Source organism: Shinella sp. GW835-FHT14H05 (assembly GCF_058793575.1).
The window spans coordinates 90,967-112,783 of sequence record NZ_JBXAFY010000015.1 but is presented as its reverse complement, the minus strand read 5'-3'; the positions used below and the strand labels follow the sequence as shown (position 1 = coordinate 112,783).

The following is a 21,817-nucleotide window of genomic DNA, read 5'->3' as shown; positions in this document are numbered from 1 at the left end:
AAGGCTGGCCCGCGTCTGACATCGAAGCCCTCATGCCCTGGAACTTCAGGTCCGACGCCATCGGCTGACCGCTTACGATCATGTAGCGGGCAGCCCGCTTCTTCATCATCGCACTCTGCGTCGTCGCGAAGCTATGGGTGACATGGCGCCGGGCGCTGGAGAACGTGCCCATGTAGGAGGGCTCGTCCTTCCGTGCCATGGCACGCTTCACCTGATCATACGTGAGCCCCGGATAGACCGGGACAACCGGCTGTTCGTCCGTGAACAGGATCCATTCGCGGGTTTTCTCCGGAAGCTCCCGCCACGGCCTATCGACGTCGATGCCGAGGGTGATGAGAATATCCCTCAGGTTCTGCCCGCCCCATGCCAATGGCCATGCCGCCACCGCGCGCTCGCGGATGGTCAGCGAGGGATCCGGTACCATGGACGCCTCGGTCACCTCGTGGACGCGACCGAGACCGTGGCACTGCGGGCAGGCACCCTCTGGCGTATTCGCCGAGAACGACTCTGCATCGAGGTGCGGTTGGCCCGGCGGATAGGTGCCCGCCCGCGAATAGAGCATCCGAAGGAGGTTCGAGATTGTCGTCACACTTCCGACCGAGGAGCGCGCGGTTGGCGATCCGCGTTGCTGCTGCAGGGCGACAGCGGGGGGCAGGCCTTCGATCTGGTCGACGTCTGGCACGCTCATATGCGTGAAGAGACGGCGAGCATAGGGAGACACGGATTCCAGGTAGCGGCGCTGGGCCTCGGCATAGAGCGTACTGAATGCGAGCGAGGATTTTCCGGATCCGGAGACGCCGGTGAAGACCACGAGCGCGTCGCGTGGAATGTCGACGTCGACGTTCTTGAGGTTATGTTCCCGTGCGCCTCGGACGCGGACAACGCCTTCAAGCTTCTGGGTTGGAGCCACTGCATCATCGATAGGGCGCTTCGTCATCAGATTTCCCGCAGTTGCACGTCGGACGGAGATTGTTCATGAGAGCCTGCACTTAGCGGAGACCGTCGCGCCGCAAGGATAGTCCCGGGACTTTGGACACAAATTGACGGTCGTCAACTACGACGACCGTCAAACACCCTATTGTTGCTCACATGCCGAAGGACTTGTCATGCGCGGTCATCAACTTCGGGCCCGACTCTGCAAATCTTGCCCCTTGAGTGGTGAATGGGACCGCCGACCGCAATATGTTTCGTGTCTTCTGTCGCGATTTCAATAGCTGGAGGAAGCTTCACGGTGGACGAGGACGAACGGCACCGAATCGAGTTGGAAGATGTGCCCATGCAACGGCCCGACGTCAACGATTGGCCAAAAGGCGTCCGAAAAATCGGGATCGACGAACTGGATTGTCTGGGCATTGACAAGCACGGCGGATTTTATTGGCAGGGAAAGCAAGTCAACGTCAAACATATTGTCTTAACTTTCGGGCAAAAGGTGTACGCTTTTGTCGGGATAACAGCCGCTGCATTGGTGGCTATGAGTGCCATTGTTCAAGGAGTGGTTACTTACAATCAGTGGGCATGCACGGTCCACTGGATGGCGATATGCCCTCCATGATGGAACGTTTTGTACGAACACGGAATTTCCGGGTTGAAGTGCCTCCATTTTCGACTGGACACTCAGCCAGTCACACGGCCAGTTTCCAGAACTGGAGGTCGCGAGTTGCGACGCCAGCAAGGCGATCCGGGGGGGCGGCTATCGCTTGACGCATAAGCAGTTAGATCAGTCCCATCCCAACTCGGGCGGCCTGGCTTCCTCCACCTTCAGTGAGCCCCGCGATAGCGGCTGCAATAACTCAGCCGGGGACCTTTTTAGATCAAGCCATGCCTTCCAATCACTCGGTCGGAGGACCACGACTTGCCGATTATGGAAAGGCTTCACATCAAACCCAGGGTATGTCGTTAACATCGCGAACGCCGAAGGCTGGCTTTTCCACCCGCGCCGCCAGATCGCGGCGATCGCCATAAACGGCGCGTCAACGAGCTCAAAGCGATATTTGGCCTTCGAGTTCTTACTTCCGGTATAATCCAAGAATGCGCTAGCCGGAACGAGACACCGGTGACCATCACTGAAGCTTTTCCCCTGCGACCGAATGTTGAATACCGCGCCGCGCTTCCGGGCCGGCGGAAAGCCGAACTTCATCTGTGTTAGCCCGACGGTATTGTCGCCACACGGCGTTTTACGGGAGCCATATCGCCGATCTTAATCAAGGCATGCGGCGCCAAATCCAGTTCCGATTGTTGTGTCGGGATTCCAAGTGCCAGATCTTGCATCACCTTGCTGTATTTTGCGTAGCAGATGCGTTGTTCGTATTCGCTGCACATCTTCAAACCTGATCATTTTGGATGCTCCACAGAGTATCTCTGTGAGAACCGGGTAAAAACTGCGCCGACGCTACTCAGGCTTGGCGACGCCTGCCGTCAGCAAACGACGCCGCATCCTCCGTATGATGACACTCGATCAAGACAGCCGATACTGGGATCGGCAACCCACACCGGCTCAAACAGCTTGATTTGCATACCGTTTGGCATCGGATATTAACGATGCGGATCCGTTCGATATAGGCTTCATACCTTCCGAGTTGGCCGAAGAGCCGCTGCCGATTGAGCAGAGCGCCCGATCCCTGCAGGGTGTTTTCGAGAAGGCACGGCTGATCAACGCATGTCGCGACACGTGCTGTCGGTTTGGACATGACCCGGAAGAGACCTTTACACACCATCGCCGCAATGTGGAGACCACGCGCTTTGTTGCGTACCACAGAAATTCAGGGCTGCACTGACGTCCGTCAGCATTAGGGAGATAATCAATGTCGGTAGATTAAGGGATTTTACGATACGCAGAGGTCCCTAATTCCCTTTCGAACAAGCAGGGCGGATATCAAGCCTTCGGCATCGTCGAGAAAGTGGATTTATAATGGTTGACGCTCTGGGAACTCCCATCGCCCTGCATCGCCTACCAGAAGTGCTGACGGCAGAGCCGGCAAGGCTCCGGGCCCTGTCCCACCTTCGCCGCTTCCGCCGCGAGCAGGATATTTACGTCCAGGAAGAGCGCACCGACACCTGGTACCGTGTCGTTTCGGGGGCAGCCTGCAAATATCTGATGCGTACCGACGGGCGCCGGCAGCTTGTCGATATCTACCTGCCGGGAGATCTCTTCGGGTTTACTGCCCGTCTCCTTCACAGATTTGCTGTCCAGGCCGTCACTGACGGGACACTTGTCGCCTGCTACCCGCGCCACCGTGTAGAGGCTCTCGCCGAAGAGGACGCGGAGACGGCACTCGAAATCAGAATCCAAATCGTCGAAGCGCTGGAACGGTTGCAGGAGCAACTTCTGGTGACCACCACAATGACGGCACAGGAAAAGGTCAGGGAATTCCTGTTCTACTTTCACCGACGTCTATCGGCGGGGACGGGCAACGGTCTCGCGTTGCCCATCTCGCGATACGATATCGCCGACATTTTGGGGATCTCCGCCGAGACAGTCTGCAGGGCCTTCACGGACCTGCAGGAACGCGGCGTAATCTCGCTACAGGGCCCGCGCCACATAAGAATTAATCGGAGGTAATCCAGATGGGCGAGGCGTACGATGTAGAAAGGCGTGTTATCCGTGAAGTGGCCGCCGTGTTCCATCTGGAGGAGATTCTCGAAGACGCGGTGCAGACACTGCTTCACACAGGATTTGATCGCTCCGATATCGACATCATGGGCGATATCGAAACCGTCCGCCGGCGCCTGGGAGAGCTCTATGTGCCGTCCGAAGAAATCGCTGACGTCCCAGGCGCACCGCGTCGCGCGTACATCACGCGCGACGATATCACCACCGCCACCGCTAGCGTTGCTGGGATGCTGTTCTACCTGGGTGCCGCCACGGCGGCCATGACGGTCGTTGCTTCGGGCGGAAGCTTGGCGCTGGTTGCTGCCATCGCCGCGGCTGCAGGAACCGCTGGCGCTGGCATCGGCGCGGCGGCCATTCACCATCTCGGAAAGAAGCAGGCAGAAGACTTGGAGCTTCAGCTTATGGCGGGAGGCATTGTGGTTTGGGTGCGCGTTCACAATCGCGAAATGGAGGAACGAGCACAGGAAGTCCTGGCTAAGTCAGGCGGTGAATCCATCCGCGTGCACGAAATCGAGATCGAAAAGCGACTGGACGATCTCCCGCTCTCAAAATTCAATCCCGACCCATGGCTCGGTAACGAGCCGCCCGCCCGCCACTGACCGAATTGGTTTGAAACTGACGACCGTCAGGGCCGGGATCTGCTTATTCGGCAAGACTTTGCATGTGGCGCGGCAGTGACGCTTGTGCCCAATCTCGGGAGATACGGCTATGGCAGGCAAGGTGATCGGTATCGATCTAGGCACGACAAATTCCTGCGTCGCAGTGATGGAAGGGGGGCAGGCCAAAATCATCGAGAACGCAGAGGGCGGTCGTACCACCCCGTCCGTCGTTGCGTTTACCAAGGATGGGGAGATTCTCGTCGGCCAGCCGGCAAAGCGCCAGGCGGTGACCAACCCCGAAAATACGATCTTTGCCGTCAAGCGTCTGATCGGCCGCCGGTACGATGATCCGATGGTGGAAAAAGACAAGAAGCTTGTCCCCTACAAGATCGTAAAAGGCGACAACGGCGATGCCTGGATCGAGGTGGCGGGAAAGAAACACAGCCCGAGCCAGATCAGTTCTCACATCCTGGTGAAGATGAAGGAGACGGCAGAAGCCTATCTGGGTGCTAAGGTGAGCCAGGCCGTCATAACCGTACCGGCCTACTTTAACGACAGCCAGCGCCAGGCGACGAAGGATGCGGGAAAGATTGCCGGACTGGATGTGCTGCGCATCATCAATGAACCGACCGCGGCCGCTTTGGCCTACGGGTTGGACAAGAAGGACGGCAGCAAGATCGCGGTCTACGATCTCGGGGGCGGCACATTTGATATCTCTTTGCTCGACATCGGCGACGGTGTGTTCGAGGTGAGGGCAACCAATGGCGATACGTTCCTCGGTGGCGAGGATTTCGACAAGCGGATCGTGGACTGGCTTGCCGACGAGTTTCAAAAGGACCAGGGAATTGATCTGCGTAACGACCGGCTGGCACTCCAGCGACTGCGCGAGGCAGCGGAAAGGGCCAAGATCGAACTTTCCTCCGCCTTGGAGACGACAGTTAGCCTTCCCTTCATCACCGCCGACCAGAACGGCCCCAAGCATCTCGAGATCAAGCTCAGGCAGGCGAAGCTGGAAGATCTGGTTGATGATCTTATCCGGCGCACCGAACAACCCTGCAAGGCGGCGATGAAGGATGCCAAATTAAAGCCGGCTGACATCAACGAAGCTGTTCTCGTCGGTGGCATGACGCGCATGCCCAAGGTGCAGGAAGTCGTTTCAGAAATCTTCGGCAAGGAGCCTAACAAGAGCGTCAACCCGGACGAGGTGGTGGCAATCGGGGCGGCTATCCAGGCAGGCGTGCTGCAGGGCGAGGTCAAGGACGTGCTGTTGCTCGACGTCACGCCGCTGTCGCTCGGCATCGAAACGCTGGGCGGCGTGTTCACACGGCTGATTGAACGCAACACCACCATTCCCGCAAAGAAAAGCCAGGTCTTCTCAACGGCAGAGGACAACCAGAACGCCGTCACGATCCGCGTCTTCCAGGGGGAGCGTGAGATGGCGGCCGACAACAAGCTGCTCGGCCAGTTTGATCTCGTCGGGATTGCGCCCGCGCCGCGTGGAACGCCGCAGATCGAGGTCACCTTCGACATCGACGCCAATGGCATCGTGAATGTGACGGCAAGGGACAAGTCCACTGGCAAGGAGCAGCAGATCAAGATCCAGGCCTCCGGCGGACTATCGCAGGCTGATATCGACCGAATGGTGAAGGAGGCCGAGGCGAATGCGGAGGCCGACAAGAAGAGGCGCGCTTTGGTCGAAGCCCGCAACCAGGCAGATGCGCAGATTGGGACCAGCCAAAGAGCGCTGGACGAAGCCAAGGACAAGTCTCCGTCTGCCGACGGGGCTCCCGTTGAAAAAGCTATCGACGAGCTGAGGTCGGCAATAGCCGGAGACTCGGCAGACGAGATTGAGGCGAAGACCAAGGCCTTGCAAATCGCTTCGGTAAATTTCGGCGCCAAGGTGCACGAGGCTTCTAGCGCCTCGACCTCTGGGTCGGGGGAACCGTCGGGTAGCGCATCGGGCGACGATGTCGTCGATGCCGATTTTGAGGAAGTCGACAACAAGGACGGCCAGCGCCATGGCTGACACGGATCATCGACAAGAGCCAGGGCCAAAACCTGCAGAATTTGGACCCGGCGCCGAGGCGCCGGTATCTGGATCCGAAGTTGAAGATGGCTCGCGAGAGCATCTGCAGGGTGAACTCGCCGACACGAAGGACAAGCTGCTGCGCGCCCTGGCGGAGCAGCAGAATATCCGACAGCAAATGCAGCGCCAACGCGAAGAAGCGGTGAAGTTCGCCGCGTCGCAGTTGACGGGGGACTTGCTGGAGACACTCGACAATCTCAGGCGGGCAATTGAGAGTGCGCCCCAAGATACTTCTAGCCGTGACGCGGTCAACCCCGTCCTTAGAGGCGTCGAGGTTACAGAAGCCAATCTGTTGGCGACGCTTGCTCGCCATGGATTGCAGCGCATCGACCCGCTCGACAATGCTTTTGATCCGCACTTTCATCACGCCATTCGCCAACATCCCGACGCGACAGTCCCGGAGGGCACCGTCATTGAGGTGCTGCAGCCAGGCTACATGCTTCACGGTCGGGTGCTTCGTCCCGCGATGGTCGGTGTTGCAGTAAATGGAGATCATGATGGCGAAACCGCTAACCCCTGATTTCGGTTGCACCGCAGGTTTACTTCGGTTGAAGGTCAGTTGGTCGGGTTCGATACTGTTTTTAGCGAGGTGCTCGCGATCCTAGCTTGGTGAGCTTCCTCAGCTTTTGTGCGTCGGTCACTATGTGGCGGCGGACGCCCAGTGGCTGTGCTTCCAGGGCCTCGATTAGACTGTTGCATGCGAAGCGCAGGCTATGGAGTTGGTCGAGCAGATCCAGAACCACATCGACGCCCTCCTCGTTGATACCGATGTCAATTGTCAGATCTTTTATCAGCTTGGCTCGAGCGACGTCGATATCCCGAAAAATTGGCCTTCCGTCGATGACCAGCGGCGATATCCAGCTCCGGTCGACGAAAACCCGCAGCCTCGCCATATCGATTTGAAGATCGCGCGCAAATTCTTGATGGTCCATAATCTATACTCCCATCCCCTGTCGAGGATTGTATTCTTTGCCGCCAGACCAGCCAGCCACGAACGTCTTTAGTTCGGCGTCTGGATTTTGCGGGAGCACGATCTTCAGAGTGGCGTAGACGTCGCCCCGGCTGCCGTTTTGCCGAGCCACCCCCTTTCCCTTCACACGCAGCGTCCTGCCGCTCGACGAATTCTCGGGCACGGTCGCCACCACAGGGCCGGCAGGTGTCGGCACCCTGAGCTTGCCGCCAAGAACTGCTTCACTGAGCGTAATCGGGAGTTCCAGGCGGATGTTGTCACCCTCGCGGCGGAAGAAGGAATGAGGATGAACGTGGAGCTCGATCAGCGCATCGCCCGCCGCCGCTCCCCCTTCACCAGCACCGCCTTTGCCACGCAGCCTGAGTGTCTGGCCGTCTCGCGCGCCTGGTGGTATTCTGATTTCCAGCGTTTGGCCGTCCGAAAGCGTAACCTGGCGTGTGCCGCCGTTGACCGCCTCCAGAAAGTCGATCTCCATTGAGTACCGAACGTCGGCGCCAGCCATGCGGAAACCCCGACGCCCGCGGCGGGAGAAGAATTCGGCAAAGATATCGGCATCGCCGGGCTCCCCGAAGCCCCCGCTATTCTCATAGGCGCCGCCTTTGCCGGCCTCGGCGAAATCGCGATAGTATCGACGTTCTGGCTGTTCGGCGCCGGTTGAATCGATCTCGCCGCTGTCGAAACGGCTGCGTTTGTCTTCATCACGCAGAATCTCGTAGGCTGCCGACAGATCTTTGAAGTCCCGTTCAGCCTGCTTGTTTCCAGGGTTGAGATCAGGATGAAGCTTCTTTGCCCTGCGGCGGTAAGCCGACCGGATGTCGTTCTGGTACGCGTCTCTCTTGACGCCAAGGATTTCGTAGGGATCGCCGTCGCTCATTGCCATCGATGCAGACCTGTCCTTTGTGAATGCTCCCTCGGCGGGAGGAAGACCGCTAGTGACCTAAGCCATGACGACAAAAGCAGTTACATGGATTTTTCCAACTTTAAACTGACGGTCATCAATGTCGCCTCGGCGGCTCCGATGCACCTTGTGGAGACATCGACGCTTCATCCGACACAACAAGGGAGATCGGCATGCTGCACAAAATCGAGAACACGGGAAGAGGGTTCGACCCGCTGCGCCAGATGCGCTCCGCACAGAGTGATATGAGCCGTCTGTTTGACAACCTCCGTCTGGCGGCGGCGCCTGAATTCCCCTTGATGAACATTTGGGCAGGCGCTGATGGAGCTGTGATCACGGCTGAGATACCTGGCGTGATACCAGAAGAACTCGATATCTCCGTCCACCAGAACACGGTTACTCTGCGTGGCAGGCGACCGGCCGAGTCGCTCGCGGACGCAGTCATCCACCGCCAGGAACGCACCACCGGCGCATTTGCCCGAAACCTCATCCTGCCATTCCGCGTCGATGGCGACCGTGCGACGGCGAAGTTCAAGCAGGGAGTGCTCCGTCTTGATCTACCCCGCCCGGATGCGGACAGGCCGCACAAGATAACCGTCAACCGCGCTTGAGGAGAACGCCGCAATGACCGACCACGAAAGCCAGGGCACAATGTCCGCCGAAGCCACTCGGGCAGAGCCTGTCTTCATCCCGCCGACCGACATTGTTGAGGACACGAAAGGCGTCCGAATGTTGCTCGACATGCCGGGCGCGGATCCAGAGAGCCTTGATGTCACACTCGACAAACGTGTCCTGCGGATCTCAGCGAGATCCGTTTCCAGCGCGCCTGAAGGTTATACGCTGGTGCACGCCGAGTATCGCGATGGAAACTATGAACGCAGCTTCATGGTCTCCGAGCCTATCGAGACCACAAAGATCGAGGCCGTGTTCCGGGACGGCGTGCTTGAGCTTACACTGCCGAAAATGGCGCCTTCGCCCGCCGCCAAGATCAGCGTCAAGGCAGGATGAGGGAGGTTTCGAAATGAGAATCACAGATCTCGTTCCATGGCGGGGCTCCAGCCGCGACGTAACGTCCCGTTCTGCTCCCCCGGACCCCGTAAGCGGGCTGCAACTTGATGTCGATCGCGCTTTCGAAAACTTCTGGCGGATGATGCCATTTCCGTTTGCTGCGATGGAGGGTCTGCCACGGGCGGACGATGTTCGTGTGGATGTCACCGATAATGGCAAGGAGATCACGGTGACGGCAGAGTTGCCGGGTATGCGTGACGCGGACATCGATGTGTCTATCAGCGACGGTCTGCTGACGATCCGTGGCGAGAAGAAGTCCGACCATGAAGCCGAGACAAACAGCATCCTTGTCAGAGAGCGGACATGTGGCGCCATGGAGCGGACCGTGCCTCTTCCAGAAGGTATTGACCCCGACGCGGCAACGGCCAGTTTCAGAAACGGTGTACTGACGCTTGTCATTCCAAAGTCGCCGCAATTGCAAGCCGACACAAAGCACATTTCCGTTCAGGCGGGTTAAGCTGTCCTCCCCCTCTCAGCCCGCCGAATTGTCCGCAACCGCCTCCCGGTTGCGGACTTTTTTATTCTGCGCCGGCCCGACGATCGAGACGTTGCCAGGCCAAAACTGATGCCTGTCAAGGTGGGAGGCCATGGATGTGAGCTAGCTTCGCATTGCTGCGCAGGCAAGACCGCCATTACAGCGTAGCTTAATCACCCAACCGGAGGATTGCGAGATGACAACAGATGCCGACATCAAACGTGATGTGGAAAGCGAACTTAAATGGGATCCGGACATCGACGCCACTGACATCGGAGTGGCGGTGAAAAATGGGGTCGTCACCCTGAGCGGCTTTGTGCGCAGCTTCACCCAGAAATATGAGGCTGAGAGAGCGACAAAGCGGGTTAAGGGCGTCCTCGGCGTCGCTAACGACCTCGAGGTTCGGCTGCCGTCGGTCCACGAGAAACCCGATCCGGAGATCGCGCGCGCGGCCGTCGAGGCACTCAAGTACGAGCTTCCCTACTCCCACGAAAACATCAAGGTCGTTGTCAAGAACGGCTGGATAACTCTCGAAGGCAGTGCCGAGTGGGAATATCAACGCAACCGCGCCGAAGCGGCCGTGCGAAAGGTCAAGGGCGTCAAGGGCATCTCGAACCTGGTGACCCTGAAACCGCGCGTCACGCCAACGGAGGTCAAGTCTCAGATCGAGGCGGCACTGAAGCGAATGGTCGAGGTCGATGCGAACCGCGTGACCGTGACAGCCAGCGGAGGCGAGGTGACCCTGACGGGCACCGTGCGGTCCTGGGCTGAACGGCAGGAGGCGGAGCGTGCGGCCTGGCGGGCGCCGGGCGTCATCAAGGTTGAGAACCGGATCACCATTTCACCGTAATCGATCAACGTTGATAGCAGCCGGGCTTTTACCGGACTGGCTGCTATCTCTCGACGAAGGAGTTTGTGGCTTGAGCCGTACACCGAACCTCGGAACTCATCAGGCGGGGACCATGGAGCCAGACCAGATTGAACTGGCCAGCATGGATTCGTTTCCCGCGAGTGATCCCCCGTCATGGATTCCTGTCCATATCGGCCGCCCCCACACACCTGCAGGACAAGTTCCCCCTGAAATGGCTGGCACTCGGCAGGACGACCCTCACGCCGACGCCTTTGAACGCCGTCGATGTGCTTACAAAGAATCAGCACATCCAAAAAGCGCCCGTCCCAGAGCGCCGAGGTAGCAATGCACGATTTACTGGCCCGAACACTGATCCTCATCGCCGCGTCGGGGCTCGCGATCGGTCTTCTCAGCGCATTCGGGATGCCCGCCGTCACGGGATATCTGCTTGTCGGCTTAGCACTCGGGCCGCATGGCTTCGGCGTGTTCGGCTCCGCGGAGGATACGCGGTTTCTCGCAGAACTCGGCCTGATCTTTCTGATGTTCATGGTCGGCCTTGAATTCTCCATTCCAACCGTTCTCGGCGCGCGATGGGATGTGCTTGGAGCCGGCAGCCTGCAGGTCGGCATGACGATCGCTTTCGTAGCGACCGGGCTTGCCGTGACCGGGGTAGCGGTACAGCCGGCAATCATCATGGGCGGTGTCATTGCCATGTCCTCGACAGCCATCGCGCTTAAGCAACTCGCTGAGCAGGGCGAAATCACCAGCCGGCATGGGCGGCTCGCGCTCGGAATATTGCTTTTTCAAGACTTGGCCACGCTCCCTCTGCTCGTCCTGGTAGATGCCTGGTCCCAGGACGGAACGCTGGCTCCGATGGCAATTCTCAAACAGATGGCGGTTGCGGCCACCGCTCTTCTCGCTGCAGCCGTCATCGCGCGGCCTCTGATCCGCTTTGGGTTCTCGTGGGTGCTCAAGTCCCGTTCAGCCGACCTCTTCCTGCTGTGGGTGCTGATGACCGCGCTTGGCACCGCCTACGTCGTCCATCTTGCGGGGCTGGCTCCTGCGATCGGAGCTTTTGTTGCCGGCATGGTCATCGGCGAGAGCGAATTTCGCCATCGTGTTGAGGAAGACGTGCGGCCATTTCGTGACGTTCTGGTGGGCCTGTTCTTCATTACCGTGGGCATGGGTATCGATCTGTCGGCAATAACGAGCTTTCCGAGCTCGATTATCCTTTGGGTGCTGGTGTTCATCCCTTTAAAGGCGCTCCTGACCTTCGTGACAGGCCTGATCGCCGGTGCGCACCGCGAGGCGGCGGCACGGACCGCCGTCATTCTCGCGCATGGCGGAGAGTTCGGATTACTCCTCATGGCGCTTGCGCTTCAGTCTGGCGTCGTCTTACCCGAACTGGGCCAGCCCATGCTGATTGCTCTTGCGGTAACGATGGGCCTCGCGCCGCTCGTCATCCAGCGCAACCATTGGGCAGAATGGCCTTTCGGCCGTCGTGATCGCCGCTTGGCGGCGACGGAGGCATCGATCCGTACGCAAAGCGGTGACTTCCATGATCACGTCATTCTGTGCGGTTGCGGTCGCGTGGGCCGGCTCGTCGCAACGGTCCTGGAGTCGGCTGAAATCCCCTACATCGCCATTGAAACGGATCTGTCCCGTTTTCGCGCCGCGCGCCGGCAATCTCACGAGGTCGTTTTCGGCGACGCAAGACATCACCGCATTCTTGAGGCGGCGGGGGTGGAACGAGCGCTCCTGGTTATCATCACCTTCGATCACCGCAACACGGTGGAAAGCATCCTGCATCGGATAAAGGCGCTCGAACCGGCGCCGGCTTCCCTCGTGTCGACCGCCGACGACCTCGATCTAGCGGACTTTGCGCGGCTCGATGCAACCGCGGTGTTCCCGGAAAATCTCGCGGCTGGCTTGGAACTGGCGGATCGGGCGCTGCTGCTTTGTGGAAAGACGCAAGACGACGCCGCCCGCGTTGTGAACACGGTCAGGGCGGAGCTTGCTCAGGGATAGGGAGACAAGCCGAGACCCAAGTGTGCCGCTGCCAGTTTGACTGAACAAACGTAACCGATGGAGGAAATGATCATGATTAAGAAAGCGCTCTACGTGCGATTGGATGCAAAGCCGGGTTTCGAATCCAAGGTCGAGGAGTTTCTCGCGAGCGCCTTGCCGCTTGTGGAGGCAGAGCCGGCAACAAAGGCCTGGTTCGCCATCAAGATAGGTCCCGCTACATTCGGCATTTTCGACGTATTCCCGGACGATGCAGGTCGCGACGCGCATCTGGCGGGAAAGGTCGCCGAGGCATTGATGGCGCGCGCGGGAGAATTGCTTCTTACGCCGCCCCAGATCGAAAAGATCGATGTGATTGCGGCCAAGCTGCCGTGAGGCGGTACTGCCGAACTAGATTACTCCAGCGGCTGCTTGCCGCCCGGTGGCGAGAAGCCGCGTTATGTTCCTGCTGATTTCCTAGGGGAAGCCGCTGTCAGGCGCGACGCGGCTCTTCCGAAAACGCGGAGGTCAGCTCGATATATGAATTACGATCGGGCTGCTACCTCGTCGCCAGTGGTGATGGCTGCCAAGTTGATCCTGTCACCACGATCATAGTCGCAGAAATCGCCAAAAACTGACGATCATCACGGCCCGCGCGGCGCGGCCATCATATCGTTCGTGTCTGGCGTCCTGAGTATCGACAAGCGTCCCCCGAACGCGAACGGAGAGCACAATGACGAGCATCCCATCAACCGATAGCCGCAAAACCAAGGAGATGAACGACGTGCTTGCCAACAATTGGTGGGCCGTCGCGCTGCGAGGCGCCGTCGCCATCCTCTTCGGCATAGCCGCATTCGCGATGCCGTTCGTGACGATGCTTTCGCTTGTGGTGGTTTTCGCTGTATTCAGTTTCATCGACGGCGTCTTCGGGGTCGTCATGTCAGTGCGCGGTGCGCGCAAGGGCGAGCGCTGGGTCTGGTTGCTGCTCAGCAGCATCCTCGGCATCATCACAGGTGCGGTTGCGCTGCTGTGGCCCGGCATTACGGTCCTTGCCTTCGTCATATTGGTGGCGGCATGGGCGCTGGTGTCGGGGACGTTTATGCTGGTCTCGGCCTTCCGGCTAAAGATCGACCACGGCCGCGTCTGGCTGGTCATCGGCGGCATCGCAAGCGTCGTGCTCGGCATTCTCCTCGCCATATCGCCCTTGATCGGCGCATTGGTGCTGACTTTCTGGATCGGTGCACATGCCCTCGTGCTGGGCGCCACACTGCTCGTCCTGTCTTACAAGTTGCGGTCCCGCCGCACTGGCCTACCGGGCACTTTTGCCACGTCCGCCACGGCGTGACCGTTTGAAGGGAGAAAATGGATGTCTTCTATTCTTACTTCGGGAACAAAAGCACCCGGTTTCACGCTACGCGTGACGCCCGACCAGACCCTGTCCCTGTCGGAGTTTGCGGGTCGGCGCGTGATCCTGGCATTCTATCCAGCGGACTGGAGCCCTGTCTGCGGCGACCAGATGACGCTCTACAACCACGTCCTTTCCGAGTTCCGCAAGAAAGATGCAGAACTTGTCGGGATTTCGGTGGATGGCGCATGGTGCCATCAGGCCTTTGCTCGGGAGCGGAACCTCCATTTCCCATTGCTTTCGGATTCCCATCCAAAGGGAGAGGTTTCGCGTGCTTACGGCGCTTATCGCGATGATGTCGGCGAGAGTGCCCGCGCACTCTTCGTTATCGATGAGCACGGCACCATTGCATGGAGCCATCTGTCCCCGATCGCCGTCAATCCCGGTGCGGACGGTGTTCTCGACGCCCTCGACCAGATGCCAAACCTGGAGAAGAAAAATGTCGACGCTTAAAGTTCCTGTCAATCCGCGCGACCACAGGCGTGGCGGACCGAACGCTACCGTCACGCTCGTGGAATATGGCGACTATCAGTGTCCCTACTGCGCCATCGCCAATCCGATCGTCCGATCCCTGGAAAACCGCTATGGCCAGTCATTGTGTGTCGTCTTTCGGCATTTCCCGCTGGTCGAGATCCATCCGCTCGCAGCGCCAGCAGCGGAGGCAGCGGAGTACGCCGGAGATCAGGGCCGGTTTTGGGAGATGCACGACGCTATCTATTCGAACCAGCATCGGCTGAGCACACAACTCCTGTTCGCTATCGCCGGTACGCTGCAGTTGTCTCAGATGGAGCTTCGCGACTCCCTCGCCCGCTCGCTGCATGCCGACAAGATCCAGGCTGATTTCATCGGCGGCGTCCGCAGCGGCGTCAATGGGACCCCGACCTTCTTCGTCAATGGCATGCGACATCAGGGTGGTTTGTCCGCACCGGAGCTCGCCGCTTCGATCCAGGCAGCAATGGACCTCCTGGCTCCCGTGCGTTGACGCCCCGAACGCGAAGAAAACTGACGGGTGTCAAGGCCGTCGCGGCTGCGTCGTTCGAATATCACCTAACCCGCAAAACTGAAGGAATGGGATGATCCCCGTCCGCCAGAATTGCTTCAAAGCCGGAGGATTAGAGATGAAATACAACAGCGCTTCAGAGACATATCGCAATGCCCGCCTGGCACTGGCAATCCGTATGAGCATCGTCTCGACGGTGGCCGTTTTCCTGCCGTTCCCAGTTTCGGCAGTCGCGCAAAATGTCGTGGTCATCGATGTGGATGTGAAGGAAGTCGCCAAGGGCTACCGCGCTACCGAACTGGTGGGTGCAGATGTTGAAAACAGCACGGGTAAGACGATCGGTTCAATCGATGACCTTATCGTCGACCGCGAGAAGGTCCTGTTCGCAATCCTGCAGGTGGGTGGCTTTCTTGGGATCGGCGGATTCCTCGTCGCGGTCCCCTACAATTCGTTGCAGGTCAATGCAGACGGATCCAAGATTGTGCTCGCCCAGGGAAGCAAGGAAGAGCTGCAGAAACTTCCGGAGTTTAAATACGAAGGAAAGTAATTGTTGCACCCCACCCGTCGAAAGAGCGGCGGGTGGGTCGACGATCAACGGAGCCTACGTCGCAGGCTTCATAAGTCGCCCGTTCCGAGCGTAGGCTTGGACCGTTCGTTAATGCAGATACTTGCGGTCGGCCGCCGCCTGAATGGCGAGAGATTTATAGAGCAGGGCAAATCCTTGCATCAAGGGTAAGTAATCTCCATGGCGCGAGGCGAAACCATGTGCCATCTGCATGAGCTCGGGATTGTTGCGCTCCAAATCTTCGATTGCGCGAAACGTGAACACTTCTGAGCCGTTTGCATCGATTTCACGCACGAGCGCCTTGCGCGTCTCTGCTGTGACGCAGGGCAGGGCATGCATGACGCGATCATCGGTGCCATCTACGGACTGCGAGACCAGCAACTGATAAAACATGCCGAAGCCAACCATGATCCGGGGCTCATCGCCTATGTCGGCTGCGCACTTGCCCGCCATCTCTAGAAACTCCGGATTTTCTCGCGCCAGGCACGCGGTGATCTCGGCTACGCACGCCTCCGGGCCCAAATCATCGAACTGCCGGCACACGAATTCTCGGGTGACTTCCGTTACGCGGGGAAGAAAGCTCATAGGCGGCGTTGTCCTTGCGCATATTGTTGTTCTGCCTATGAAGATAGGCGAAGGCTTCGCGGATTCAAACTTACAAATCCGTAACGGCAGGGCCGATGACACTATCGAATGTATGTTCCTTCTAGGCTCGTCCAATGGCGTCTACGCCATGGTCGCCCCTTGTAAGGAGAACACCGACTTTGCGGACGTGTGGAGACGCAGAAAGGGGAGCTTCCGCTTTTGTATCAAAGATCTGGGTGGAGCATTTGCGCCTCGGCGCTTCTAGAAGCGCGTGAGAATGCCGAATGATCCAGTGCACGTCCATCAATGTAAGTATCGTTCACCTCGTTCTGCCAAGCTCGCTAGAACAGAAAGCCGAACCGCTTGGCCTAGTTGCCGCACGCCCAAGCGGTCCATCATGCGCGAACGGTGAACCTCGACTGTGCGCACACTAATACCGAGGCTGAAGGCAATGACCTTATTCGGGTGCCCGGCGACCAGTGCTTCGAGAACTTCCCCCTCGCGTGCACTGAGCGTGCCGATCAACAACGACGCCGCAGCAATATCATTGGCTCGGTCCTTCGCTGCACCGGTCTTCAGTGCAGACTCAAGCGCCGCTATCAAGGCTTCGTCACTATAGGGTTTTTCGATGAAATCGACTGCTCCTGCCTTCATCGCTCGGACGGCTGTCTGAACGTCGCCTTGAGCGGTTATCACGATGACCGGCAGGTCTGGGTTTATCAGTATAAGACGAGCTTGAACTTCAAAGCCGTCCATCTCTGGCATGCGAAGATCCAGCAGAACGCAGCCCATGGCCAAGTCGTCCGCAACACCGAGGAATGCCATGGGCGTAGCATAGGACGACACCCGGAAACCAACTGCGTCGAGTAGGCGTTCCAGCGACCGGCGGATCGCCGGGTCGTCATCAACAACATAAACGAACGGAGCGGTGGTCATCATCGAGTCATCGCTCCAAGGGGACTGGCAGGGTCAAGCAAAAGATTGCGCCGCCGCCGCCATTCGGCTCGTAGCGAAGCTTGCCGCCATGCGCCTCGACAATCGTGCGGCAGATCGACAGTCCCAACCCCATCCCATCGCTTTTTGTGGTGTGGAACGGCTCGAAGAGGTATTGAGCAATCTCGTCCGGAAGGCCGGAGCCACGATCTGCCACAGCGATCTCGATCGAATCGTGATCGAGCCGCGACGTCGTCACGACCACCTCGCGCTGCTCACTGTCCGCCGACGCCTCATGGGCGTTGCGTATCAGGTTGAGCATGACTTGCTGAAGTTGAATCCGGTTCCCTACCACCGCATCCGCGCGCGGATCGAATCTCAGCTGGGCCCGCACGCCATGCGCTCCAGTTCCCCCTGAAGCTAGATCGCTCGCTTCGCGGATCAAGTCGGGGAGTCTTTCGATCCGCTTCTCCGTCTCGCCACGTGTCACAAACTCTCGCAGACGCCGAATGATCTCGCCAGCCCGAAGGGCCTGTCCTGCGGCCTCGTCGAGCACTTCCCGAACGGTCTCGACTTTATGCGTGCTCTTTTCCATCATCCGGCGTCCAGCGTTGACTGAGTTGGTGAACGCGGTCAGCGGCTGGTTTAATTCATGCGCCAATGCGCCGGCCATCTGCCCGGCTGCACTCAGCCGGGACGCATGAAGCAGCTCCAGCTGCAGTTCCTGCGCGCGGACATCCGCGCGCTCGCGTTGCTGGGCTTCCAGCGTCAATTGCTCTAGGGCTTCCGCCAACTCCGATGTCCTGTCAAACACCCTCGTCTCAAGCGATTCATTGAGGCGGCGAAGATTTTCCTCGAGCATTTTCTGGCCCCTAAGATCGCGGCTGACGGTCGCTATGTTCATAGGGCGGCCCGTGCGCAGGTCGTCGATGCGGAACCAGTCAACCAGGAAGGGAATGTCTTCCCCCGTCTTGAAGTGCCGGAAATTGAGTTCGCCGAGCCAGCGTCCGGTCGCCATCACCAGAGGCATCAGCTCCTCGTGCGCCCGAGATCGCTCATCGGGAGCCAGAAAATCGAAAATGGCATGCCGACGCGCTTCCTCATTGTCGAAAAGTCCAAGTAACTCGCAACCAGCCTTATTGAGATATTCCACCCCGCCCCCTAAGCCAGCGACACCGACGAATTCGGACGATCGCTCGATCAGGCTCGCCATACGCCGTTGCTGAGCCTCCGCATGCCAGCGTTGAATGGCCAGTGTCGCATGGCTTGCCGCAATTCCGAGAAGCAGCCTATGTGTCTCGGTCGGAAAATGCCGATTGACGAAACCAGCGACAATCCCGGCGTCGCTACCGAAGCCAATTGGTACCGCCGCGATTTGTAATTCTCCCTCGCCAAGGGGATTGTCGATCGCGAACGTCTGCTCGCGGCTTCTGAGCCACGCTCCGCGGAGACTTTGTTCGGCGGTACCGGACGATCCCGCGGATACCGCCTGGCTCGTTCGCATAACCTTCACGGGAGCTTCGTCGCGTAGCCCCGGTGCGGACACGTAAATTACGTCGGCATTGAGCATAGAGATTAACGCCGCCGCCACACTGTCAGCGATCTGCAGCGGGTTGTAGTCTTTCCAGATTGCCGGCAGCGTCGAAAGCGCGACGAGGTCGCGGATGCAGTGCCTGAGCTCTTGCGGCTCGAAAAGCTCGTCAACCCTGCGCATTTCGCCTGATCCAAATACAGGACGCACATCGGATCCTCAGCGCATGTCCATAACGCCAAGGCGGAGCGGCAGAGATTAACCTCAGAAGTTGCCGGGCTTTGCGCCACCCGCGGTCGCGAAACTTTTCGCGCAGGCCTAATGCGCAATTTCCAATGTTTGCTGAAAGTCAAGAAACATTGAGGCGCCGCAGCAACCGCGCCCGGCGTGGACCATACACCACTCGCGTCGATTGCCAAGCGAATTAACGCCAGAGGTACGAAGGCGGGCCCCGACATCGGACGCAGAGCATAGCCGAGGTCGAGCGTAAGCGCCTGGAATTTCCTAGACGAACAAGAACTACCAAGACAATTACGGAAAATTGCTTAATTGTCCCGGCAGCCAGCCCGCCTTACACTTTTTAACCTACTCGGTCGCAATAGCAGAGCTCTCAGAGGCACGGCGATGGCAAAACTTGAGCATTCGCTCGGCTCTGCGATTGGGCAAAATATTGATGTGGCGCTACAGCGGCTCAGAGACTCCGAGAACCCCAGTCTGGACCTGATGCCGGTTCTCGATATCGCGATCCGTTTAACGGGCGCCGAAATGGGTACTATCCAGCGCTTCGACGAAAATGCAGATTGCCTTTATCTCGTTGCCAGCCATGGATTCTCGCGCGAAGCCATGAGCTTTTTTGGCATCGTGCGTCGGGATACCAACACCACTTGCGCGGCCGCGTTAACACGGCGTATGCGTGTGTTTGTCGAAAACGTCTCAACGAGTTATCTGTTTGTGGGCACTCCCGAGCTCGACATGCTGACGGCCAATGGCGTTGCTGCCGCGCAGTCCACGCCGCTAATCAGTCGCAATGGCCAATTCTTGGGTATGATCTCAACACACTTTCAGAAAACGCAAATCGAGAGAGCGTTCGACCTTGTTTCACTCGATCACCTTGCCGGCCAGATCGCTGACAGCTTGGAACAGTTAAGGATCTGCTCCAAGCCGCATTCCAATGGAAGATAAATCGGGGAAACCGAGATGAAATCGACGACACAGCCCATTCCGTTCGCTGAAACCATGCTGCGAGAGCATCGGCATGTCTGTGCGTTTTTCAACTCCGCGGTGGAAGAATACGACACTTTGCTTCCGTTCGTCTGTGACGGTATCAATTGTGGCCAGCGAGCTTATCACGTCCTACCTGATCATCATAAGGAGGATCACTTTCAGCGGTTGCGCAACGCCGGGATCGATGTCGAGGGGGCCCTGATAAGCCGCCAACTCGAAGTCGCTGTTCCGGAGGACACCTATCTCAGAACCGGGCGCGTCAACAAAGACGCCATGCTCGTCCTCATCCAGGACGCCTTGAAGGCGGGCGCTGAGCTCGGCTTCCCATTGACGCGGATGATCGCACACGCCGAAGCTGCCGTAGACGACTGGAAGAGCAGCAACGAATGGGTTGAATACGAAATGCGCCTCAATGGCGTGCTGCCAAATTACGACGATCCGGTGATCTGCACCTTTGATGCCAATCTGCTGACCGTGCCGCATGCCATTGATATCCTTCGTACACATCCGATGGTGATCATCGGTGGCGTCCTGGTCGAGAACAGTTTTTTCACGCGCCCACAGGAATTCATTCGAGAGGTCCAGTCGCGAACCGAACCAAGCCGATCCTACCGGGGTTAGGCCGGCGGCCGCACCAAGGCCGCACTGGTAAGCCGATCGACTAACGTCGGAAGGAGAGTCGTGATAACTTCCTGTGGTATCGCTCCATACTCGCCACAGCCGGGCCACACAGACCGGAGCTGGGTTGAGGTCGGCGAAGCGCGCCGAGATCTAGCCTGATTATGTACACATCCAGAACGCGTATGTAGCGTTCGACGACCTCAACGACGTAATCCGAAATCCGACCCATGCGGGTGACCACCGTAAGCGCTGCGGAAGGCCCAGCCCACCTTTGAAAATGCATTTTAGGCAGTCCTCTGCGCATCCCTTCATGCAGACATATGCGGACTGAATTCGAATCCGGAGGCGATGGAATTCCGATGCGGATCGTCATCTTCGTGCCAGCGGACGTGCATTCCCTGGAACTAGCCGGGCTCATGGACGTGTTCGCGGAGGCGAACACTCGCGTGGACACACCACACTACGAGGTCACGATCGTGGCGGAAGGCGATCGCACGATTCGCTGCGCATCAGGGCTCAGGGTGATGCCCGATTGCGCTTTCGATAAATACCCCGGTCATCCGGACACCATACTCGTGGCTGGGAGCGTCGGAGTTCCGCATGGCTTGAGCAGGCAGGTCGTCGACTGGCTGATCGCCATGACCTCGCAAGCGCGGCGTTACGGCTCCGTATGCACAGGAGCATTTATACTCGGCGAGGCTGGCCTGCTCAAAGGCCGCCGTGTCACGACGCACTGGCAGTTTGCCGCTCTCCTTGCCCAGCGCTTCCCCGAGGCGCGTGTCGAAGGCGACCGGGTCTTTCTACGCGACGGCAGAATGATCACCTCGGCCGGATCGAGCGCGGCCATCGATCTTGGCCTCTCCCTCGTCGAGGAGGATTCTGGCCGCGAGGTGGCACTCTACGTTGCCCGCCGGCTCGTCGTGTTCCTGAAGCGACCCGGTGATCAATCTCAGTTCAGCGTGCATTTGGCGGCGCAGGCGGTGGACCGTAGCCGTCTACATGTCGTCCAGCAATATGTCCTGAATCACCCAGCGGAAGACCTTTCAGTCACAGCACTGGCAAAAATAGCGGCGATGAGCGCGCGGAACTTCAACCGTGTTTTTTCTCAAGAAGTTGGCATATCGCCATCGGACTACGTCGATCTAACGCGGATCGATGTGGCCCGCTTTCTCTTGGAGGGGAGCCGGCTCTCGATCGCATCGATCGCCGAGAGAAGTGGCTTTGGATCGGCACGTGCAATGCGGCGTGCCTTTATTTCGCATGTTGGCGTGGCGCCATCCGACTACCGCGATCGCTTCCGTACGTCCGGCGACGGAGCAAGAGGCAGTTTGTCCGAAAACGGCTGATGATTGTCTCAAGACTGCCTAATCTGTGGGTTGATCCGTCTGGTGTT

General features: G+C 58.7%; 24 protein-coding genes and 1 pseudogene. 18 read left to right on the top strand and 7 right to left on the bottom strand.

The features are described 5' to 3' along the window. A pseudogene (locus AC1Q6Z_RS29435) lies at positions 1-937 on the bottom strand (excinuclease ABC subunit A); the annotation flags it as partial. Positions 938-1,231: 294 nt separating this feature from the next. On the opposite strand from AC1Q6Z_RS29435, the gene AC1Q6Z_RS29430 reads away from it, so the two are divergent. Then, positions 1,232-1,552, top strand: a complete 321-nt coding sequence (locus AC1Q6Z_RS29430; protein ID WP_492650066.1) for a hypothetical protein — start codon at positions 1,232-1,234, stop codon at positions 1,550-1,552. A gap of 165 nt (positions 1,553-1,717) precedes the next feature. On the opposite strand, the gene AC1Q6Z_RS29425 is transcribed toward AC1Q6Z_RS29430, so the two are convergent. Then, the gene (locus tag AC1Q6Z_RS29425; RefSeq protein ID WP_492650065.1) at positions 1,718-2,137 is read right to left on the bottom strand and encodes an SOS response-associated peptidase family protein; all 420 of its coding nucleotides are present in this window, start codon (positions 2,135-2,137) and stop codon (positions 1,718-1,720) included. A gap of 771 nt (positions 2,138-2,908) precedes the next feature. On the opposite strand from AC1Q6Z_RS29425, the gene AC1Q6Z_RS29420 reads away from it, so the two are divergent. The 4 genes from AC1Q6Z_RS29420 (at position 2,909) to AC1Q6Z_RS29405 (ending at position 6,815) form a co-directional block, all read left to right on the top strand. Further along, positions 2,909-3,559, top strand: coding sequence for a helix-turn-helix domain-containing protein (locus AC1Q6Z_RS29420; protein ID WP_492650064.1), 651 nt, complete (start codon positions 2,909-2,911; stop codon positions 3,557-3,559). Between the two features lie 5 nt (positions 3,560-3,564). Next, positions 3,565-4,209, top strand: a complete 645-nt coding sequence (locus AC1Q6Z_RS29415) for a hypothetical protein (RefSeq protein WP_492650063.1) — start codon at positions 3,565-3,567, stop codon at positions 4,207-4,209. Positions 4,210-4,318: 109 nt separating this feature from the next. Next, positions 4,319-6,235: a molecular chaperone DnaK gene (dnaK, locus tag AC1Q6Z_RS29410; protein WP_492650062.1), complete on the top strand. Its 1,917-nt coding sequence runs from the start codon at positions 4,319-4,321 to the stop codon at positions 6,233-6,235. Further along, complete coding sequence (locus tag AC1Q6Z_RS29405; RefSeq protein WP_492650061.1) at positions 6,228-6,815, top strand: nucleotide exchange factor GrpE; 588 nt, start codon at positions 6,228-6,230, stop codon at positions 6,813-6,815. The genes dnaK and AC1Q6Z_RS29405 overlap by 8 nt, the downstream gene beginning before the upstream one ends. 61 nt (positions 6,816-6,876) lie before the next feature. Here the strand turns inward: AC1Q6Z_RS29405 and AC1Q6Z_RS29400 are convergent, their stop codons facing one another. Together AC1Q6Z_RS29400 and AC1Q6Z_RS29395 are read right to left on the bottom strand one after the other, a co-directional pair. After that, on the bottom strand, positions 6,877-7,227 hold the full coding sequence (locus AC1Q6Z_RS29400; protein ID WP_492650060.1) for a chaperone modulator CbpM: 351 nt from the start codon (positions 7,225-7,227) through the stop codon (positions 6,877-6,879). Between the two features lie 3 nt (positions 7,228-7,230). Next, the gene (locus AC1Q6Z_RS29395) at positions 7,231-8,145 is read right to left on the bottom strand and encodes a DnaJ C-terminal domain-containing protein (RefSeq protein WP_492650059.1); all 915 of its coding nucleotides are present in this window, start codon (positions 8,143-8,145) and stop codon (positions 7,231-7,233) included. A gap of 191 nt (positions 8,146-8,336) precedes the next feature. Between AC1Q6Z_RS29395 and AC1Q6Z_RS29390 the strand changes: the two genes are divergently transcribed. The 10 genes from AC1Q6Z_RS29390 to AC1Q6Z_RS29345 all read left to right on the top strand — a co-directional run bounded on the left by AC1Q6Z_RS29390 (position 8,337) and on the right by AC1Q6Z_RS29345 (position 15,512). Then, positions 8,337-8,774, top strand: a complete 438-nt coding sequence (locus AC1Q6Z_RS29390; protein ID WP_492650058.1) for an Hsp20/alpha crystallin family protein — start codon at positions 8,337-8,339, stop codon at positions 8,772-8,774. 13 nt (positions 8,775-8,787) lie between these two features. Next, the gene (locus AC1Q6Z_RS29385) at positions 8,788-9,171 is read left to right on the top strand and encodes an Hsp20/alpha crystallin family protein (protein ID WP_492650057.1); all 384 of its coding nucleotides are present in this window, start codon (positions 8,788-8,790) and stop codon (positions 9,169-9,171) included. Between the two features lie 13 nt (positions 9,172-9,184). Continuing rightward, positions 9,185-9,688, top strand: coding sequence for an Hsp20/alpha crystallin family protein (locus AC1Q6Z_RS29380; RefSeq protein WP_492650056.1), 504 nt, complete (start codon positions 9,185-9,187; stop codon positions 9,686-9,688). 214 nt (positions 9,689-9,902) lie between these two features. Beyond that, positions 9,903-10,556 (top strand): BON domain-containing protein, encoded by a 654-nt coding sequence (locus AC1Q6Z_RS29375; RefSeq protein ID WP_492650055.1) that lies wholly within the window; start codon positions 9,903-9,905, stop codon positions 10,554-10,556. 345 nt (positions 10,557-10,901) lie between these two features. Continuing rightward, positions 10,902-12,584 carry a cation:proton antiporter domain-containing protein gene (locus AC1Q6Z_RS29370; RefSeq protein ID WP_492650054.1) on the top strand — a complete coding sequence of 561 codons (1,683 nt, stop codon included), beginning with the start codon at positions 10,902-10,904 and terminating at the stop codon, positions 12,582-12,584. A gap of 72 nt (positions 12,585-12,656) precedes the next feature. Beyond that, positions 12,657-12,956 (top strand): putative quinol monooxygenase, encoded by a 300-nt coding sequence (locus tag AC1Q6Z_RS29365; protein ID WP_492650053.1) that lies wholly within the window; start codon positions 12,657-12,659, stop codon positions 12,954-12,956. 337 nt (positions 12,957-13,293) lie between these two features. Continuing rightward, on the top strand, positions 13,294-13,905 hold the full coding sequence (locus tag AC1Q6Z_RS29360) for an HdeD family acid-resistance protein (RefSeq protein WP_492650052.1): 612 nt from the start codon (positions 13,294-13,296) through the stop codon (positions 13,903-13,905). A gap of 21 nt (positions 13,906-13,926) precedes the next feature. Further along, a complete protein-coding gene (locus tag AC1Q6Z_RS29355) occupies positions 13,927-14,418 on the top strand; it encodes a redoxin domain-containing protein (protein ID WP_492650051.1) in 492 nt (163 codons plus the stop codon). Next, the gene (locus tag AC1Q6Z_RS29350) at positions 14,405-14,947 is read left to right on the top strand and encodes a DsbA family protein (RefSeq protein WP_492650050.1); all 543 of its coding nucleotides are present in this window, start codon (positions 14,405-14,407) and stop codon (positions 14,945-14,947) included. Before AC1Q6Z_RS29355 ends, AC1Q6Z_RS29350 begins: the two co-directional genes overlap by 14 nt. A gap of 136 nt (positions 14,948-15,083) precedes the next feature. Further along, positions 15,084-15,512, top strand: coding sequence for a PRC-barrel domain-containing protein (locus tag AC1Q6Z_RS29345; RefSeq protein ID WP_492650049.1), 429 nt, complete (start codon positions 15,084-15,086; stop codon positions 15,510-15,512). A gap of 108 nt (positions 15,513-15,620) precedes the next feature. On the opposite strand, the gene AC1Q6Z_RS29340 is transcribed toward AC1Q6Z_RS29345, so the two are convergent. The 3 genes from AC1Q6Z_RS29340 to AC1Q6Z_RS29330 form a co-directional block, all read right to left on the bottom strand. After that, positions 15,621-16,115, bottom strand: coding sequence for a hypothetical protein (locus AC1Q6Z_RS29340; protein ID WP_492650048.1), 495 nt, complete (start codon positions 16,113-16,115; stop codon positions 15,621-15,623). A 303-nt stretch (positions 16,116-16,418) separates the two neighbouring features. Next, positions 16,419-17,054 (bottom strand): response regulator transcription factor, encoded by a 636-nt coding sequence (locus AC1Q6Z_RS29335; protein ID WP_492650047.1) that lies wholly within the window; start codon positions 17,052-17,054, stop codon positions 16,419-16,421. Between the two features lie 4 nt (positions 17,055-17,058). Further along, positions 17,059-18,762, bottom strand: a complete 1,704-nt coding sequence (locus AC1Q6Z_RS29330; RefSeq protein WP_492650046.1) for a sensor histidine kinase — start codon at positions 18,760-18,762, stop codon at positions 17,059-17,061. Between the two features lie 441 nt (positions 18,763-19,203). Between AC1Q6Z_RS29330 and AC1Q6Z_RS29325 the strand changes: the two genes are divergently transcribed. The 3 genes from AC1Q6Z_RS29325 (at position 19,204) to AC1Q6Z_RS29315 (ending at position 21,770) form a co-directional block, all read left to right on the top strand. Next, a complete protein-coding gene (locus AC1Q6Z_RS29325) occupies positions 19,204-19,761 on the top strand; it encodes a GAF domain-containing protein (RefSeq protein WP_492650045.1) in 558 nt (185 codons plus the stop codon). A 15-nt stretch (positions 19,762-19,776) separates the two neighbouring features. Then, positions 19,777-20,424, top strand: coding sequence for an MEDS domain-containing protein (locus tag AC1Q6Z_RS29320; RefSeq protein ID WP_492650044.1), 648 nt, complete (start codon positions 19,777-19,779; stop codon positions 20,422-20,424). A gap of 359 nt (positions 20,425-20,783) precedes the next feature. Beyond that, positions 20,784-21,770, top strand: a complete 987-nt coding sequence (locus tag AC1Q6Z_RS29315; RefSeq protein ID WP_492650043.1) for a GlxA family transcriptional regulator — start codon at positions 20,784-20,786, stop codon at positions 21,768-21,770. The last annotated feature ends 47 nt before the right edge of the window (positions 21,771-21,817 follow it).